At 27.9% G+C, this 16,944-nt stretch carries 12 protein-coding genes and 1 other annotated feature; of the genes, 7 read left to right on the top strand and 5 right to left on the bottom strand.

Annotated features, from left to right (window positions below):
• Positions 1–8: 8 nt before the first annotated feature.
• Positions 9–1,676 (bottom strand): S-adenosylmethionine decarboxylase, encoded by a 1,668-nt coding sequence (locus ACRDBA_RS17340; RefSeq protein WP_438574186.1) that lies wholly within the window; start codon positions 1,674–1,676, stop codon positions 9–11.
• 164 nt (positions 1,677–1,840) lie between these two features.
• Positions 1,841–2,107 (top strand) — a binding site (T-box leader).
• Positions 2,108–2,213: 106 nt separating this feature from the next.
• Here ACRDBA_RS17340 and asnA point away from each other — a divergent pair.
• The 4 genes from asnA (at position 2,214) to ACRDBA_RS17320 (ending at position 6,287) form a co-directional block, all read left to right on the top strand.
• On the top strand, positions 2,214–3,230 hold the full coding sequence (gene asnA, locus ACRDBA_RS17335; protein WP_438574185.1) for an aspartate--ammonia ligase: 1,017 nt from the start codon (positions 2,214–2,216) through the stop codon (positions 3,228–3,230).
• 109 nt (positions 3,231–3,339) lie between these two features.
• Positions 3,340–3,924 (top strand): TetR/AcrR family transcriptional regulator, encoded by a 585-nt coding sequence (locus tag ACRDBA_RS17330; RefSeq protein ID WP_438574184.1) that lies wholly within the window; start codon positions 3,340–3,342, stop codon positions 3,922–3,924.
• Positions 3,925–4,083: 159 nt separating this feature from the next.
• Complete coding sequence (locus tag ACRDBA_RS17325) at positions 4,084–4,923, top strand: metallophosphoesterase (protein ID WP_438574183.1); 840 nt, start codon at positions 4,084–4,086, stop codon at positions 4,921–4,923.
• A gap of 410 nt (positions 4,924–5,333) precedes the next feature.
• Complete coding sequence (locus ACRDBA_RS17320; RefSeq protein WP_438574182.1) at positions 5,334–6,287, top strand: TDT family transporter; 954 nt, start codon at positions 5,334–5,336, stop codon at positions 6,285–6,287.
• A gap of 31 nt (positions 6,288–6,318) precedes the next feature.
• Here ACRDBA_RS17320 and ACRDBA_RS17315 read toward each other — a convergent pair whose 3' ends face one another.
• Together ACRDBA_RS17315 and ACRDBA_RS17310 are read right to left on the bottom strand one after the other, a co-directional pair.
• Positions 6,319–6,750, bottom strand: coding sequence for a threonine/serine exporter family protein (locus ACRDBA_RS17315; protein ID WP_438574181.1), 432 nt, complete (start codon positions 6,748–6,750; stop codon positions 6,319–6,321).
• Complete coding sequence (locus ACRDBA_RS17310) at positions 6,747–7,520, bottom strand: threonine/serine ThrE exporter family protein (RefSeq protein ID WP_438574180.1); 774 nt, start codon at positions 7,518–7,520, stop codon at positions 6,747–6,749. Before ACRDBA_RS17310 ends, ACRDBA_RS17315 begins: the two co-directional genes overlap by 4 nt.
• A gap of 240 nt (positions 7,521–7,760) precedes the next feature.
• On the opposite strand from ACRDBA_RS17310, the gene ACRDBA_RS17305 reads away from it, so the two are divergent.
• From ACRDBA_RS17305 to ACRDBA_RS17295, 3 genes are all read left to right on the top strand, one after another.
• Positions 7,761–12,023, top strand: a complete 4,263-nt coding sequence (locus ACRDBA_RS17305) for an acyl-CoA dehydratase activase-related protein (protein ID WP_438574179.1) — start codon at positions 7,761–7,763, stop codon at positions 12,021–12,023.
• Between the two features lie 172 nt (positions 12,024–12,195).
• Positions 12,196–13,581 (top strand): GTP pyrophosphokinase, encoded by a 1,386-nt coding sequence (locus tag ACRDBA_RS17300; protein ID WP_438574178.1) that lies wholly within the window; start codon positions 12,196–12,198, stop codon positions 13,579–13,581.
• Positions 13,582–13,653: 72 nt separating this feature from the next.
• Positions 13,654–14,241, top strand: coding sequence for an HD domain-containing protein (locus ACRDBA_RS17295; protein WP_438574177.1), 588 nt, complete (start codon positions 13,654–13,656; stop codon positions 14,239–14,241).
• Between the two features lie 41 nt (positions 14,242–14,282).
• On the opposite strand, the gene ACRDBA_RS17290 is transcribed toward ACRDBA_RS17295, so the two are convergent.
• Positions 14,283–16,121 carry a hypothetical protein gene (locus ACRDBA_RS17290; RefSeq protein ID WP_438574176.1) on the bottom strand — a complete coding sequence of 613 codons (1,839 nt, stop codon included), beginning with the start codon at positions 16,119–16,121 and terminating at the stop codon, positions 14,283–14,285.
• Positions 16,122–16,273: 152 nt separating this feature from the next.
• Entirely contained in the window at positions 16,274–16,876 is a 603-nt protein-coding gene (locus ACRDBA_RS17285; RefSeq protein WP_438574175.1) for a hypothetical protein, read from the bottom strand.
• Between the last annotated feature and the right edge of the window lie 68 nt (positions 16,877–16,944).

Genomic DNA, 16,944 nt, shown 5'->3' with positions numbered 1-16,944 from the left:
TTAGAAGATTATTTTTTAATTTGGCGCATTCTATTAATTAAATCTCCATCAGTACTAGTATTTTCTCCTACTATAAAGGATTCAAGGTGATAGGTTAGGTATTTACCATAGTTACTATTTGTATTTACAAGAAGCTCGTCAACATAATAAATTCCTTTAGGAATATTGTCTAAAAGGATAGTTGCTAATGAACCATATAATCCAGAGGCAACTTGGATATAAGTTGCATTAGTATTATATTTTTTATAGGCCTTTTTATTATCTAATGCATTATACATATATGCTTCCTTATTGGCAAAAACTAAAAGTATTCCAACGGAATCAGTTCCTTTTAAGGAATACTTTTTAGGGTCTAAAACTTCCATAGGTCTTTCCCATAAGCTATCTAAATTATCAAGGTTATCTCTAATAATATTAGTTGTATGATCGTTTATCTTATATATAAAACCTGTTTCCATATTATACATCTTACCTAAGGTTAACGCCTCCTCATGAGGCATCAAACAACCATAAAACTCTCTTTTCCCTAATCGAACTTTAAATTCTAGTTCATAAACTTCCTTGTATAAAAATAATGATTGATGGTTTTTAATAAAGTTTGGATAACTGTAAATTGCTTCATCTAAAAAACATTCAGTTGACCAAGTTGTATAAAGTGTATCTTTATTGGCTAAGGTTTCATCATTAAAAAAAGAAGTATCTTCTTCAACTATATAACAGCCTAGCGGAGTTTCATTAGGATATTTTTTCATTAAATCTATAGCCATCCATTGAACTACACCAGGATTCATTCCAGAACATATTATAGCAGTAGTATTTTTGAATTCATCTTTATGGCTTTCAAAAATTTCAAATCTTTCTTGAAGGGGGAAACCCTCTAGGTCTTCATTTTTATCTACACTAACACTTTCTAGAGCAGAGTTGATATAAATAACACCTAAGGAATCACAACAACGCAAAGTATCTACAGTATCAGCAAATGAAATATCTAAAACTATGGATGTTTTAGATTCTTTTAAATGATCAGTAAGTTTAGAGGTGTCATTTAGATCAAAGCTATGCAAAATTATTTTTTTTGAAAGGTTAGGAAAGTTTTTATCATAGTATTTTTCATCTTTTTGATGTAAGTCTATTAGGTGTAGTTTACTTTGATTTATAAAATCATGGAGAGGATCAGATTTATCAAAGCAAGCTCTGTTAAGTATAGATAAAAGAGACGTTGCAACACCTCCACAACTACCTAAAATTGATATTACAAGGCTATAATTAAAGCTTTCTCTAGAGATTATATTTGATTCTATAATATTAATTGCTTCAGATATAGGGAGATTATCTGTATTACAATCAACTTGGTAAATCTCTAGAGTTTCTGCTTTTAATGCTTTTTTTAGATATTTAAATGCAGAAAAATTTATATTAGAAGAATTTATAAATAGTTCTATAGAAGCTAGATTTTTAGAAGTGTCAGTTATAATTGTTATTTGCCCGCCTTTAAAAAGCACTACAAAAGTCAAACCATTAGGATTGAAAACAAAAAAAGAAGCTTTAATCTTTCCTGCTTTTAATTCCTTGCATGCTTCTCTTGAGTAAAGGCTTAGATTTTTTTTGTTATTTAGTAGACTATGGTCACAATTGATAAGTTGTATATTAATATGTCTATAATTCGTGAAGTCCATAATTAAGCCCCTTTTGATTATAATCATATTAATAATAATATGATTAACTTATTAAAAGGTCACTATAATTAATGGGGATTTATCATCACAAATAAGATTGAAAATATTCTGATAAATTATTGACAAGCTTTAAATATAATGATATTATGATAAAAAGTTAAATAGCAAAGGCAAAGAAAAGAAGAAGTAGTTATAGATACTGATTTTAGAGAGTAAGCGATGGTGGAATGCTTATATTAAGGCTATAATGAATAACATCTTGGAGCTTCCAATGGAAATCTAAAAAATGTTTTAGAAATTACATTAGGACGGAACCAATCCGTTATTATTTGGACAATATCGAACTTAAATAGCAAGTTCCGTATTGATTAAGAGTGAGCTTTTTAGCTAACATAGGTGGTACCACGGAATATATGCTTTTCGTCCTATATATAGGATGAAGAGCTTTTTTTATTATAAAAAATTAATTGTATTATTGAAATAAGTTTAATTATTAATGACAAATAAGAAAAATAAAATAAATTGGGGGAATTAAAAATGTGTAGTGAAAAATTAATATTACCAAAGGGCTATGAAGCTAAATTAACATTAAGAGAAACAGCAGTAGCTATTAAGGATTTAAAGGATTTTTTTGAAAGAGAATTAGCAAAAGCATTAAATTTAACAAGAGTATCAGCACCTTTATTTGTTGAAAATAAAACTGGATTAAATGATAACTTAAATGGAATAGAAAGACCTGTTGGATTTGATATGAAAGAAATACCAGGGAGCAATATAGAAATTGTACATTCATTAGCTAAATGGAAGAGAATGGCTTTATATAGATATGGGTTTGCAAGCGGTGAAGGGCTTTATACTGATATGAATGCTATAAGAAGGGATGAAGATCTAGACAATACACATTCTATTTATGTTGATCAATGGGATTGGGAAAAGGTTATTTTAAAGGAAGAAAGAAATGAGGAAAAATTAAGAGAAATAGTTAGTAATATATACAGAGTATTTAAAAGTACTGAGCAATTTTTAGCTAGTAAATACTCAAGCTTTGAAGAAATGCTTCCAGAGGAAATTTACTTTATAACAGCTCAAGAATTAAAAGATAGATATCCAGATTTAACACCTAAAGAAAGAGAAAATGCAATATGTAGAGAAAAAAAGGCAGTTTTTCTTCAAAGCATAGGACAAGACTTAGTTTCAGGAGAAAAGCATGATGGAAGAGCGCCAGATTATGATGATTGGTCATTAAATGGAGATATTTTATTTTATTACCCGTTATTTGATTGTGCATTAGAACTTTCGTCTATGGGAATAAGAGTAGATGAAGAAGCTTTATTAAAACAGTTAAAAATTGCTGGTTGTGAAGATAGAAGGGAACTAGATTTCCATAAAAATTTATTAAGTGGAAAATTACCATATACAGTAGGTGGAGGGATTGGGCAATCAAGAATATGTATGTTCTTTTTAAGAAAAGCTCATATAGGTGAGGTTCAAGCATCTATATGGCCTAAAGAAATGATAGATATTTGTGAAGAAAATAATATAAAACTTCTTTAAAGAAAACTTGCCTCCTGAACAAATCATTCAGGGGGTAAAAATTATTTTCATAAAATTAGGCATAGTAGTAGAAATACAAGAATATTAATAATATATCATTGAGTTTTATATGTTTAAAAGAGGTGATAATATTTCAAAGGTATTAGATAACCCTAAGGAATTAATATTAAAGGTTGCAAAGGAACTTGCTTATGAAGAGGGAATAAATAAAATTAATATGAGAAAATTAGCAACTAGATGTAATATTGCATTAGGAACTATTTATAATTATTACCCTAATAAAATAGATATTGTTATAGACGTAGTTGAAGATTTTTGGAATGAATGTTTTGAAAATATAGATTTTATGTTGGATGAAAAATTAGATTTTTTTCAGCAATTAAAGAAGCTATATTTTTATATGTTAAATTACTTAGAAAAATTTGAAAGCAATTGGTTAAAGGATTTGGCTAACTTATCTTCTTTAAATAAGAAAAAGGGGAGAGCAAGAGAATTAAAATATATTTTAAGATTTCATGAAATATCTATAGAACTTTTAGAAACTCATAAAGCTGAGTTTAATAAAGATATATTTAATAGATTTACCCAAGATGAAGTTATTAAATTTATAATTCAAAATATATTTTTAATGCTAAGGACTTATCAAAGAGATTATAGTTTTTTTGATTATACATTAAAAAAAGTTTTACTTTAAAGCTAAGGATTCATAAAATAATATGGATTTTTAGCTTTTTTATTTTACATAAATTACTTATATAAAATTCGAATTTGTAACAATAATGTAATATTGATTAATTATATTAATGCTACAATTTCTAATATAAACAAAAGAAAAAGGAGAAGTTAAGAGAAGATGAAAATAATAAAAAAGTTGATAATATGGCTTTTATTAATTCCAACAATTCTATTGGTTTCTTTAGGTATATATACAACATATATAGAAAGGAATTTATTAGTATCTAAAAAGCATAATATTATAATTAATGAAAATGGAGAAACAGATTTAAAGATAGTTCATTTTACAGATACACAATTAGGTGACTTTTATACTTTAGAAAATTTAGAGAAAGCAGTTAATAAAATTAATAAATTAAAGGCAGATGTAGTTGTTTTTACAGGAGACTTAATAGATCATGCTGCTGATTATGAAGATTTAGATAAGGTTGAAGGTGCATTAAGTAAAATAGAAGCTAAAATAGGGAAGTATGCTGTTTATGGTAACCATGATATTGGTGGTGGAGCTATAAAATACTATGAAGATATAATGACTAAATCAGGATTTATAACTCTTGAAAATCAAAAGGCTTCAATAGAGGTAGATGGAAAAATAATAAATTTTTATGGAGCTGATGATGCTTTAATGGGAATACATAATGCGGATGAAACTATGAGAGGTGTAGTTGAAGATGAAGTAAATATATTACTTATTCATGAACCCGATTTAATTGATGAGTATAATGAATATCCTATTGATTTAGCTTTATCAGGGCATAGTCATGGGGGACAAGTATATATACCTTTTTATGGACCTATAAAGAAAAATTATTTAGCAGAGAAATATAATAAGGGTTTTTATACCTTAGATAATGAAAGAAAGACTAAGATTTATGTAAATACAGGACTTGGAAATACAAAAGTTCCATTTAGATTGTTTAATATTCCACAAATATCATTATTTAAACTTAAGATCTAAATTATTATTTTATAAATAAATTAATTTGAAATTTATATAAAGCATAAGAGTAAAAAGAAGCCAAGTATTAACTGGTTTCTTTTTATTTTTAAGGAAAAATATTCTATCTAATGATATATATTATGCCTTTTTAGTTTAAAATTTTGAAAAAATATATAAAAAACAAAATATATATTAATAATTTTAATAGCGTGATTATAATCACAGAATTTATTTTGTAAATTAATTAATATTAAGTAGAAGCTTATGAGAAGAATATTAGACAATTAATTGTTAAAAAAATATCTATATTGTGTTAAAATTAACGTATTTTTTTGGATTTATAAAAGTTAATATGGAAAATATAAATACAAGAATAAAATTAAATTAAGAAATTACTTAAAAAATTTAATTAATAAGGAGAATTTTAAATGGATAATAATAGTTTTTTAAGCAAGTTTAAAGACATACCAGTTGCAATACTACCTACTATGGTTGGTGCGGCTACATTATCTAACGTATATCAAACTTTAGGATATGATTGGATAAAACATATTACAATTTGGATAGCAGCAATTATATTATTAGCTTATTTAATTAAAATAGTATTCCATTTCGATACAGTTAAAAAGGAATATTCAATGACAGTTCCTGCAAGTTTATATGCTGGATTTACAATGATATTAATGATTTTAGGAAGTTATGTAGTTGACTTCAATGCTACTATCGGAAAAGGTATGTGGTTTACAGGATTGATATTACATGCAATACATATAGTAGTTTTCACTTATAGAAATGTAATAAAGGGTGTAAATACAGATACATTTGTACCAAGTTGGTTTGTAACATTTAATGGGATAATGGTATCAACAGTTGTAGGTGGAGTAATGAATGAGCCTACAATAGGTAAGATTGTTGTTTATTATGGAATTACAGCGTTAGTAGTTATAATGCCTTTTATGATATACAGATTATTTAAATTCTCATTAAAGGAATTATTATATCATACACAACCTATATTATTAGCTCCATCAAGCTTATGCTTAGTGAGTTACTTAAACTTTATACAAGAGCCTAATAAATATGTAGTCTATGCTTTATATGCAGTAATTTTAGCTACATTAGCATTTATAGTATATAAAATACCATCATTCTTTAGACATAAATTCCACCCAGGTTTTGCTGGACTTACATTCCCAATGGCTATAGGAATAGTTGCATCTGTAAAAATGTCAGGATTCTTAACAGCTCAAGGATATGAAACACTAGCGAATATAGCTAAGCAATTAAGTGGGATTCAACTTTATGTAACTACAATAATTATTGGATTTGTAGGATACAATATGTTTAAATTAATATTTGCTAATTTCAGAGGAAATAAATAATATAAGAATAGCTATGACATTAGAGTCATAGCTATTTTTTATTAAACAATTTAAAAAATGAATATGGAAGAGAAAAAACAACTAATATTCCAAGAGCTATTGCAACAGCAATTTTAGCAGTTTCAATTCCTTTATTTAAAGCAAGTAGGTTATCACCCATAATTATGTTGTAAGCTGTATAATAAATACCTGCACCAGGAACTAATGGGAATATTCCGCATATTAAAAATATAGTAACAGGAGCCTTTCTATAAATAGCAAAAATTCTTGAAACACAAGTAAGAATAAATGAGGCTATAAATGAAGCTAGTACAACTGATGGATATGATTTGAATATAATTAAATAAAATAACCAGCCTAATGCACCGGTAATTCCACAAAAAATATATTCCTTTTTTGAAACATTAAAAAGTACAGAAAATGCAATAGTAGCAATAAATGCAACTAAAACTTCCAGCATCATATTAGTACGCCTCCTATTAAGTTATAAATTTTAAGAACTATACCAACTCCAATTGCTATACAAAATGCAATAAGCAATGCATCTATTAATCGTATAGTTCCAGATAAATAATCCCCATTTAAAAAATCCCTTATTGAAGTTGTAATTGGAACTCCAGGAACTAATGGAATAATTGAACCAATTATGATTTTGTCTAAATTAGTACCCATATTTAAGGTAAATAAAATACATCCACATAAAGTTACTAAAGAGCTTCCTAAAATATTAACCATTATTTTTGAGACTTTTCTTTTACCTATAAAAGTAATAAATATGTAAAGTAGTATTCCAGAAATAAATGACACTAAGCTATCAAAAGGTGTCCCACCAAAGATATAACAAAAGCAAGCACTTCCTATTCCAGAACATAATATTTGAAGCTTGTGCGAGGAATAAGGAATTTGTGAAATTCTATGTAATTTATTTATAGCTTCATCTACAGTTAAATTTCCTTGAGCTATTTCTCTAGAAAGGTTATTAACAGCTTCAACTCTTCCTAAGTGAACTGGAGAAAGTGGAATATGTTTAATTTCAGTATAGTGATTTTCATTGCCCTTACTTATAGAGGCAAATATACCGTTAGATATAACATATACATTAAAATTGGCATTTTCAAAGGAATTAACTATTATAGTCATAGTATCTTGAACTCTAAAAATTTCTGCTCCATTACGAAGTAATATTTCACCTGCCATAACAGAAAGGTCTAAAATTTTTTTTATATCACTCATACTTAAGAAGTCCTTTCTTTGATAAATATGTAAATTTTCTTTGATTATTATAGCATATAAATTTACTTCATTACTATAACAATATAGAGTATTTAAAGTATAAATTTAGGCTTTAAGAAAAGTAATAATATAAGTTTTATATGAATATTAATTTAGGTATAAGTGAGATTATTGAAAAAAATTTATTGGAAGTAATTTTTTATCTTTTAGAAATGGCAAATTAAGTAGGGGGAATAAGAGATGAAATACTACAAAATTGGATTAGATATAGGGTCTACAACAGTTAAGCTAGTTATTATAGATAATGAAAATATTATTATGCATAGTAAATATCAAAGGCACTTTTCAGATATTAAAAGTACAATTATTGACTTGATAAATGATGCTTATGAAAAGGTTGGAGATATAGAATGCAAGATAATGGTAACAGGTTCAGGTGGATTATCAGTATCTAAATGGCTAGATATTAATTTTGCACAAGAAGTAATTGCTTGTTCTAAAACTGTAGAGGTATTAATTCCAGAAACAGATGTGGTTATAGAACTTGGTGGGGAAGATGCAAAGATAACATATTTAAGAGGTGGAATTGAGCAAAGAATGAATGGAAGTTGTGCAGGGGGAACAGGTGCATTTATAGATCAAATGGCAACACTTTTAAATACTGATGCACAGGGGCTTAATGAATATGCTAAAAGCTATAAAGTTATATATCCAATTGCATCAAGATGCGGTGTGTTTGCAAAGACAGATGTACAACCACTAATAAATGAAGGTGCAAATAAAGAAGATATATCTGCGTCTATATTTCAAGCAGTAGTAAATCAAACAATTGGTGGACTTGCTTGTGGTAAGCCTATAAAAGGTAATGTTGCGTTTCTTGGTGGACCATTATACTTTTTATCAGAACTTAGAAAGAGATTTGTTGAAACATTAGGTTTAAAAGGTAATCAAATAATTTCACCAAAAAATTCCCAGTTGTTTGTTGCAGTAGGTGCAGCAATGTTATCAGAGGAAACTAGTAAAGTGCGATTTAAAACTGTTGTAGATAAAGTTAAAAGTATAGAAAGCATTAAGGAAAATAATGATGATAGATTAGATCCATTATTTAAAGATAATGATGAATATATTGAGTTTAAAAATAGGCATAATAAATCAAAGGTGAAATTAGGAGACTTGAAAAATTATAAGGGAAATGCATTTTTAGGTATAGATGCAGGATCTACAACTACAAAAGTTACTTTGTTAGATGATGAATGTAAATTATTATATTCTAAATATGAAAGTAATGAGGGAAATCCTATAGATAAGGTAGTAGAAATATTAAAGGATTTATATGATTTCTTACCAAGTGAAGTAAATATAGCTAGTTCTTGTGTAACTGGATATGGAGAAGCTTTGATAAAATCTGCATTACATATAGATATTGGTGAAATTGAAACTATAGCACATTATAAGGCGGCGGAATATTTTTTACCAAAGGTAGATTTTATATTAGATATAGGTGGACAAGATATGAAGTGCCTTAAGATAAAAAATGGAGCAATTGATAGTATATTGTTAAATGAAGCTTGTTCAGCAGGTTGTGGATCCTTTATTGAAAGTTTTGCAAAGTCATTAGATATGAAAATAGATGAATTTGCTAGTGAGGCTTTAAAGTCAAAGTTACCAGTTGACTTAGGATCTAGATGTACAGTGTTTATGAATTCTAGAGTAAAGCAATCACAAAAGGAAGGAGCCAGCGTATCAGATATATCAGCAGGGCTTTCTTATTCAGTTATAAAGAATGCTTTATTTAAAGTAATTAAGCTAAGAGATAAAAGTGATATTGGTGATAATATAATAGTTCAAGGTGGAACATTTTATAATGATGCAGTACTTAGAAGCTTTGAATTAATATCAGGTAAAAATGCTATAAGACCTGATATTGCAGGGTTAATGGGAGCATTTGGATGCTCAATTATTGCAAAGGAAAGACATTATTCCAAAATAGATGATTCTAATAAGGTTACTTCTAGTTTGTTGGCAAAAGGAGAAGTAAATAAATTTGATATGGAATCAAGAGTTAAGAGATGTGGAAGATGTGGGAATAATTGTTTGCTTACTATAAATAAGTTTGCAGATGATGAAGAGTTTATTTCAGGGAATAGGTGTGAAAAGGGAATAGGTTTAGAAAAAAGTAAAAAAGAAGAACTACCTAATTTATATAAGTACAAATATAAGAGAACATTTGATTATAAACCCATTAAAGAAGAAGCGGCTAAAAGGGGTATTATAGGAATTCCGAGAGCTTTAAATATATATGAAAACTATCCATTTTGGTTTACTCTTTTAACTAACTTAGGATTTAGTGTTAAAATTTCGGCCCATTCAAGTAAAAATATATATGAACTTGGAATAGAAACAATTCCATCAGAATCAGCTTGTTATCCAGCAAAGCTTACACATGGTCATATTATGAATCTGATAAATAGAGGTATAAAGACAATTTTTTATCCATGTGTTTCTTATGAAAAAAAGGAGTTTGAATCTGCAAATAATAATTTTAACTGTCCAATAGTAACTTCTTATCCTGAAGTTATAAGAACAAATATGGATAGCTTAAAAGAAAATAATATAAATTTTATACAACCGTTTGTTTCCTTAGATGATGAAAAAACACTTGTTAAAAGAATTTTAGATATTTTTAGGGAATATAATGTAACTTTTAATGAAGCTAAAAAAGCGGTAAGAGAAGCTTTTAGAGAAAGAGAAGTGTATAAGGAAGATATAAAGTCAAAGGGTGAAGAAGTATTAGAATATTTAAAAATAAATAAAAAGAAAGGGATTGTATTATGTGGAAGACCATATCACATAGATCCTGAAATAAACCATGGGATACCAGATATTATTATTTCTTCAGGAATGGCTGTTTTAACTGAAGACTCTGTAGCTCATTTAGGGAAATTAGATATAAAGCTTAGAGTTGTTGATCAATGGATGTATCATTCAAGATTATATAGAGCCGCAGAGTTTGTAGGGAAAAATGATTTAGTAGATATAATTCAATTAAATTCATTTGGATGTGGATTAGATGCAGTGACTACAGATCAAGTAAATGAAATTATATCTTCAAGTGGAAAAATATATACAGCATTAAAAATTGATGAAGGAAATAATTTAGGAGCAGCTAAAATAAGAATTAGATCTTTAAAGGCAGCTATGGAAGAAAGAAAACGTAAAAATTATAAACCAATAGCAGAAAAGATAGAGTATAAAAATCCAATGTTTACAAAGAAGATGAAAAAAACTCATACTATATTGGCACCACAAATGTCACCTATACATTTTGAATTAGTAGAAGCAGCTATAAAGTCAATTGGGTATAATGTTGAAATACTACCATCAAAAGATTTAGGTGCAATTGAAGAGGGATTAAAATATGTTAATAATGATGCGTGTTATCCATCTATAATAGTTATAGGACAAATTATACAAGCTTTGAAAAGTGGAAAATATGATATAGACAATACATCAGTAATAATTAGCCAAACTGGTGGTGGATGTAGAGCTACAAATTATATAGGTTTTTTAAAGATGGCATTAAAGCATGCTGGATTCGAGAGAGTTCCAGTAATATCTTTAAATGCTTTAGGGTTAGAAGAACAACCAGGTTTTAAAATAACTCCAAAGCTTGTGAATAGGGCTTTAATGGCTATTGTTTATGGAGATTTATTTATGAGGGTAGTTTATAGGACAAGACCTTATGAAATAGTAAATGGGGCTGTAAATAATTTATATAGTAAATGGAATGAAAAAGCAAAGGATAATGTAAGAACTGGAAGTATCAAAGAGTTTAGAAGTAATATTAAGGAGATTATAAAAGAGTTTGACTCAATTGAATTATGTAATGAGGAAAAACCGAAAGTAGGTGTAGTAGGAGAAATATTAGTTAAATTTCATCCAACTGCCAATAATGATATAGTAGGAATTTTAGAAGAAGAAGGGGCTGAGGCTGTTGTACCAGACCTTTTAGATTTTTTCTTTTATTGTTGCTATAATGCAAGATTTAAATCAGATTATTTAGGGAAAAGCAAGGTAACAAGGGCAATTACACAATTTGCAATTAGGTATATGGAAGGTTTTAGGTATGTAATGAAAAAGGAACTAGAAAAAAGTAAAAGGTTTAAGGCACCTAAGGAAATTGGGGAATTAGCCAGATTAGCATCAGAAATACTATCAGTTGGAAATCAAACAGGAGAAGGATGGTTTTTAACATCGGAAATGATAGAACTTATAGAAAGTGGGGCAACTAATATTGTATGCCTTCAACCATTTGCTTGTTTACCAAATCATGTTACAGGAAAGGGAATGATTAAGGCATTAAAGTCTAAGTATTCTAAATCTAATATAGTTGCAATAGATTATGATCCAGGCGTATCTAATGTAAATCAATTAAATAGAATAAAGCTTATGTTATCAGTTGCATTTAAAAATTTAAAAAATGGAGAAGAATATATAATGTAAGCTGTTTTGAGAAATTCCTTTTAAAATTTATTTTAGAAGGAATTTCTCATTATATAATCATAGGAATTAAATAGAATTATTATGCTAATTATATTTAATAGAATAATATAGTATAATATTTTTAAAGTCTTAATTAATATGTATTATAAAAGTATTTTGTGAGGGAAAGACAGTGAGTATAAAAGAATTTGAATATTTAGATAAAGCTATTAATGTATTAGAAGAAACATATGAGGAATTAAGTATAGTATCTACTATTATAGAAGAAAAGTTTTACAATGTTTTAGATGAAAGTAAGGTGGAATTTTTAAATATTTCATCAAGAGTTAAGTCAGCAGAAAGTTTAAGAGAAAAGATAGTTAGAAATAAATACTATAAAAAATTTCCTAATGCTGAATCACTTGTATATAACTTAAGCGACTTAATAGGGGTAAGAATAGAATGTAGATTTGGTGATGATGAAAAAAATATATATAGATATTTAAAAAAATACTTTAATAAGTGCTGCGAAGAGAATTATTATTATAACGAAGATGATGAGAATTTTCATATAAAATTAGAAGGAAAACAACCTCAAAGACAAAAAAATGGATTTACTATATACAGAATAGATGGTAGATATATTTACAATGGAAAGATAATTCCATTTGAGTTACAAATTAAATCTTTAGTAAATATGTTTTGGGGGGAAATTGAGCATCAAATTATATATAAAAATTCTAATTACATAATAGAAAATAATTTTTTAAAAGATATAATGGGATCTATAAAGAATAACTTATCTATGATAGATAAGCAACTTATAACTGTATTTAACCATTTTGAATCTAAAAAGAGGACAGATACTAATTCAAGGAAAAAGCATTTAGAAGATATAGTTTCTAAAATAATTTATGATTTGTTTTCTAATAAAATGAAAGAATCTATTGGTATGTCTGTAGACTTTAAAAATTCTTGTGAAACAATAATTAGATATACATTTGAAATAGATGACACTTCATCTGAGGAGGAATACACAGAAACACTAATAAAAGCATTAAAGAGATTAGGTGAACTTTCAAGTGAAAACATAGACTTTAATTCAAAAATAATATTTGAAAGAGATATTAAATATAAAGATAAATTCACAAAAATAATTGGTGAATATTTTGAGAAGGTAATAAATAATGAATTTAATTGGAACTTATTTTTTAGAATTTTATTTGCCTTAGAACCTTTAGACAATGTAGGAGACTTTGAAAAATTTATGGAGTTTCTAAAATGCAGTTACATTGAGTCTAAATATATAAATAAACAAAAATCAATTCTAAAAGAAAGGTTTGGTTCCGATTTTGTTGAGATAGAAAATAAGATAGCTATTAAAACTGCAGAAACTCTTATAGAAATAGATAGGGTAGAAATAGTATATGATTTTATTATTTATGAAATTAATGATGAAGTAGAAAATATATATAAATATATTTTAAATAATATTTCAACTATATCTGATTGGAAAGAAAAAGAGAATCACATATTAGAAGAGTTTGATAAATATATAAAATTAGCTGTATTAGGATAAATATATTAACGAAAAGGATATTAGTACGTAATATGTATTAATATCTTTTTTATTTACATGGAGGGAATATAGTTGGTAAATCAATATGAGCCAAAAGAAGTTTTATGTAAGTTTTATAACAGCAGTGAATATGAAGTTTATAAAAAATATAAAGGGTATATTAGTGAAAAAAATTATTTTAATTCAAATGGAATACATGGAGTTAAGCATATAGAAAGAGTGCTAATATTAAGTATGGTTATTTCAATGCTAATTGGTTTAAATACAGAAGAGGTAGATTTATTAGCTATGGCATCGGTATTTCATGATATAGGAAGAAAAAGTGATGGAACAGATAGAAATCATGGAAGAAATAGTGTTATAAAGCTTCATAGTTTAGATATATATAAAGAAAAGATTGAAAAAAACTTTGATGGAACTAAGCTTAATATATTAGACTTTGTAATAATAGGACATGTAATGGATGATTCAAAGGCATTGATATATTTAGAAAAAAGTAATATTAAGGATAAAATATTGGGGGAAAAGTTATTAAAGTATTTTAAAGATGCAGATGCTTTAGATCGTGTTAGGGCAAATGATTTAGATTTAAATTTTTTAAGGAATAGTAATTCAAAAAAATTAGTGGAATTTGCAAAGTATTTATTTAAAATTATTTAAATTTAAAGAGGTTAGAAAGATTCTAACCTCAAGATTAAATTTTAATAATAGTTTGCTAGTACTCTAATATTAGATTGTACTGGGGTATATTCAGATAATTTAATGCTTCCAGCAGAGTTGTTTATTAGTCGCACTTCAGATTCTGTGCTAGTAACTATTAAATTATGACCATAAACCAATCCGGACATTATCATAGGATAGCTTGAATCTCTATAGCTAACATTACCATAAAAATCTACTATTTCTAAGGAAATTATAATAGGGCCAGTTGCATTTGAACCTTCTATAGCTAACCACCAATCAAAAGCATATAATCCAGGTTTTAAGAATTTTACTGATGAAGTTGAGCTATTATAAATCATGTTTTCATAATCAGTATTTAATCTTAGAAAATTAAGTGGTATTGCAGAGTTTTTATTAATTTCAGTCTTTATTCCTTCTGTTATTAAAACTAGGCCGTTAGTTATTCCAGAGTCACCTTTTTCACCAGTAGAGCCAGTAGAACCGGTTAAACCAATGTCACCTTTTTCACCAGTAGGGCCAGTAGCGCCGGTAGAACCAACATCACCTTTTTCACCAGTAGGGCCAGTAGCGCCGGTAGAACCAACATCACCTTTTTCGCCAGTAGGACCAGTAGCGCCGGTAGAACCAATATCCCCTTTTTCACCAGTAGGACCAGTAGAACCGGTTAAACCAATATCTCCTTTTTCGCCAGTAGCGCCGGTAGAACCAACATCACCTTTTTCACCAGTAGGGCCAGTAGAACCGGTAGAACCAATATCCCCTTTTTCGCCAGTAGGACCAGTAGCGCCGGTAGAACCAGTATCACCTTTTTCACCTGTCTCACCACTTGGACCTTGTAAAGCAAGTTCGACTATTGATATACCTGCTTTAATTTTAGTATATTCAGCATATAAAATTGCATACTTTGATTTTACATCATCATCTACATTTGAAGGAGGCTGCCATGGTGATAAGCTTTCATCATTTTCACCATATAATTCATATATTCCAGTAATGTTTATTAAAGAAAATTCATAAGGGAATTTTCCTTCTTGCACATCCAGTATAGCGGTTCCAGAAATTTGTCCAGTTTTAATTGCAGTAGTTGAGCGTATTACTATAAAATCAGAATCATTAACATGCTTTCCTATAATAGCTAATCCTACAGCAGAGTGACCTAAAACTGTTTGAGTTGCAATCCACCAATTTATAAAATATCTTCCAGGTTTGCTTATTGTAAAAAGTCCATTTAACTTATTGTAAGAAATTGAAGAAGCATAGGAGATAATTTCATTGTTAAATATTACTGGATCACAAAAATCAACTGGCTTAGGAATTGGTTTGAAATCAGAGTTAACTTCTAGTTGAAGAATATCGGGTAGTCCAATAGAATTGGATGATGAAGTGGATAAAGAAGAAAGCTCAACTAAAGATAAACCAGATATTATTTCAAGATTTTTGTTAAGAGAGACTGGGGTTTGGCCAGTATTTATTAATGAAAATTCAAATGGGAACTCGCCCCAAGGTTCAGTTAAATCAAGAACGGCATTACCAACGACTTGAGATGCATCTGATGACGTATTTGTTGGAAAGGTAATAAAGTTTAGAGCATTAACAAAGGTGCCTTTTATAGAAAATGATATATTACTACTAGGAGTGGTAGAACTCATAGGTGCAATCCACCAATTAACAAGATATCTACCTCTTTTATCAATTCTAAAAATTCCTGTGGCTTTATCAAAAGTTATATCATTTGAACTAGATATAAAAGAATTATTAAACTTTACAGAACTTTGAACATCAATAAGTGTTTCTATAGTTGAAAGCGCTGAATTCAGCTCTACTTGAAGAATATCAGCAAAATTTATTTTACTCATTTCAATCACCTCAATGCATATTATGTCATGTAGGTGTTATTTGTCCAAGGTATAGATGATAATTACAATTTATTAAGCTAATATATTAAAAGTGAAATTTAATATATAGTAGATAATGAAAAAGAGAATATTAAAGTATTATATAAAGTAATTTAACTGTAAAATGCTACAACTTTTAAACTACCTTGCATATCGGTATGGTTTGATAAGCTCATAGAAGCATTAGAAGAGTTAATTAGCCTAACACTAAGTGGTTCATTTGTTGTAACTAGACCTTGACCATAGAATAAGCCAGTAATTATGATAGGATGAGTTGTAGGAAAGGAGTCTTTTTTACCACGTGAATTTGTAGTTTCAATATCAATTTTTAATTGTCTATTAGAATTAGAACCTTCGACACCTATCCACCAATCAAATACATATAATCCAGGCCTTACGAGTATTAATGTATTGTTGTATGCATCAAAAATTAAATTTCTTTTATCAGTATTTACTTTTTCAAGATTAAAGGGAATTGCTTGATTATTTTCTAATATTAAAGAATTATTATAGATTTCTAAAAGAATACCAGTAGGGATTAAACATTTTTCATGACATTTATTGTTATGTGAATTAATAGATCTACAATTAGATTTTCCTTCTAAAGATTTGGAATCTAAAATTGATGGATAACTAGAATTAACATATTTTATCTTATTAAATTTTTCTTTATAATAATATTTAACGTAACCATAATAAGGTTTAAAGTTGGACATTGAATCACCTCCTTCATTTAGTATATGGAAAATTATTTATATAGTTAATAAAAAAAGGTAGTGAAACG

Origin of the sequence: Clostridium sp. (assembly GCF_051654825.1) — a bacterium.
Lineage (GTDB): Bacteria > Bacillota > Clostridia > Clostridiales > Clostridiaceae > Clostridium.
Note: the sequence above shows the minus strand (reverse complement) of the source record. Positions and strands in the feature narration are given on the sequence as shown.

Bases quoted from the DNA above. Each gene is read 5' to 3' on its own strand.
- ACRDBA_RS17290 (WP_438574176.1), bottom strand. From the start codon at position 16,121: ATGAGTAAAATAAATTTTGCTGATATTCTTCAAGTAGAGCTGAATTCA.
- ACRDBA_RS17315 (WP_438574181.1), bottom strand. From the start codon at position 6,750: ATGATGCTGGAAGTTTTAGTTGCATTTATTGCTACTATTGCATTTTCT.
- ACRDBA_RS17340 (WP_438574186.1), bottom strand. From the start codon at position 1,676: ATGGACTTCACGAATTATAGACATATTAATATACAACTTATCAATTGT.
- ACRDBA_RS17325 (WP_438574183.1), top strand. From the start codon at position 4,084: ATGAAAATAATAAAAAAGTTGATAATATGGCTTTTATTAATTCCAACA.
- asnA (WP_438574185.1), top strand. From the start codon at position 2,214: ATGTGTAGTGAAAAATTAATATTACCAAAGGGCTATGAAGCTAAATTA.
- ACRDBA_RS17310 (WP_438574180.1), bottom strand. From the start codon at position 7,520: ATGAGTGATATAAAAAAAATTTTAGACCTTTCTGTTATGGCAGGTGAA.
- ACRDBA_RS17285 (WP_438574175.1), bottom strand. From the start codon at position 16,876: ATGTCCAACTTTAAACCTTATTATGGTTACGTTAAATATTATTATAAA.
- ACRDBA_RS17330 (WP_438574184.1), top strand. From the start codon at position 3,340: ATGTTTAAAAGAGGTGATAATATTTCAAAGGTATTAGATAACCCTAAG.
- ACRDBA_RS17305 (WP_438574179.1), top strand. From the start codon at position 7,761: ATGAAATACTACAAAATTGGATTAGATATAGGGTCTACAACAGTTAAG.
- ACRDBA_RS17320 (WP_438574182.1), top strand. From the start codon at position 5,334: ATGGATAATAATAGTTTTTTAAGCAAGTTTAAAGACATACCAGTTGCA.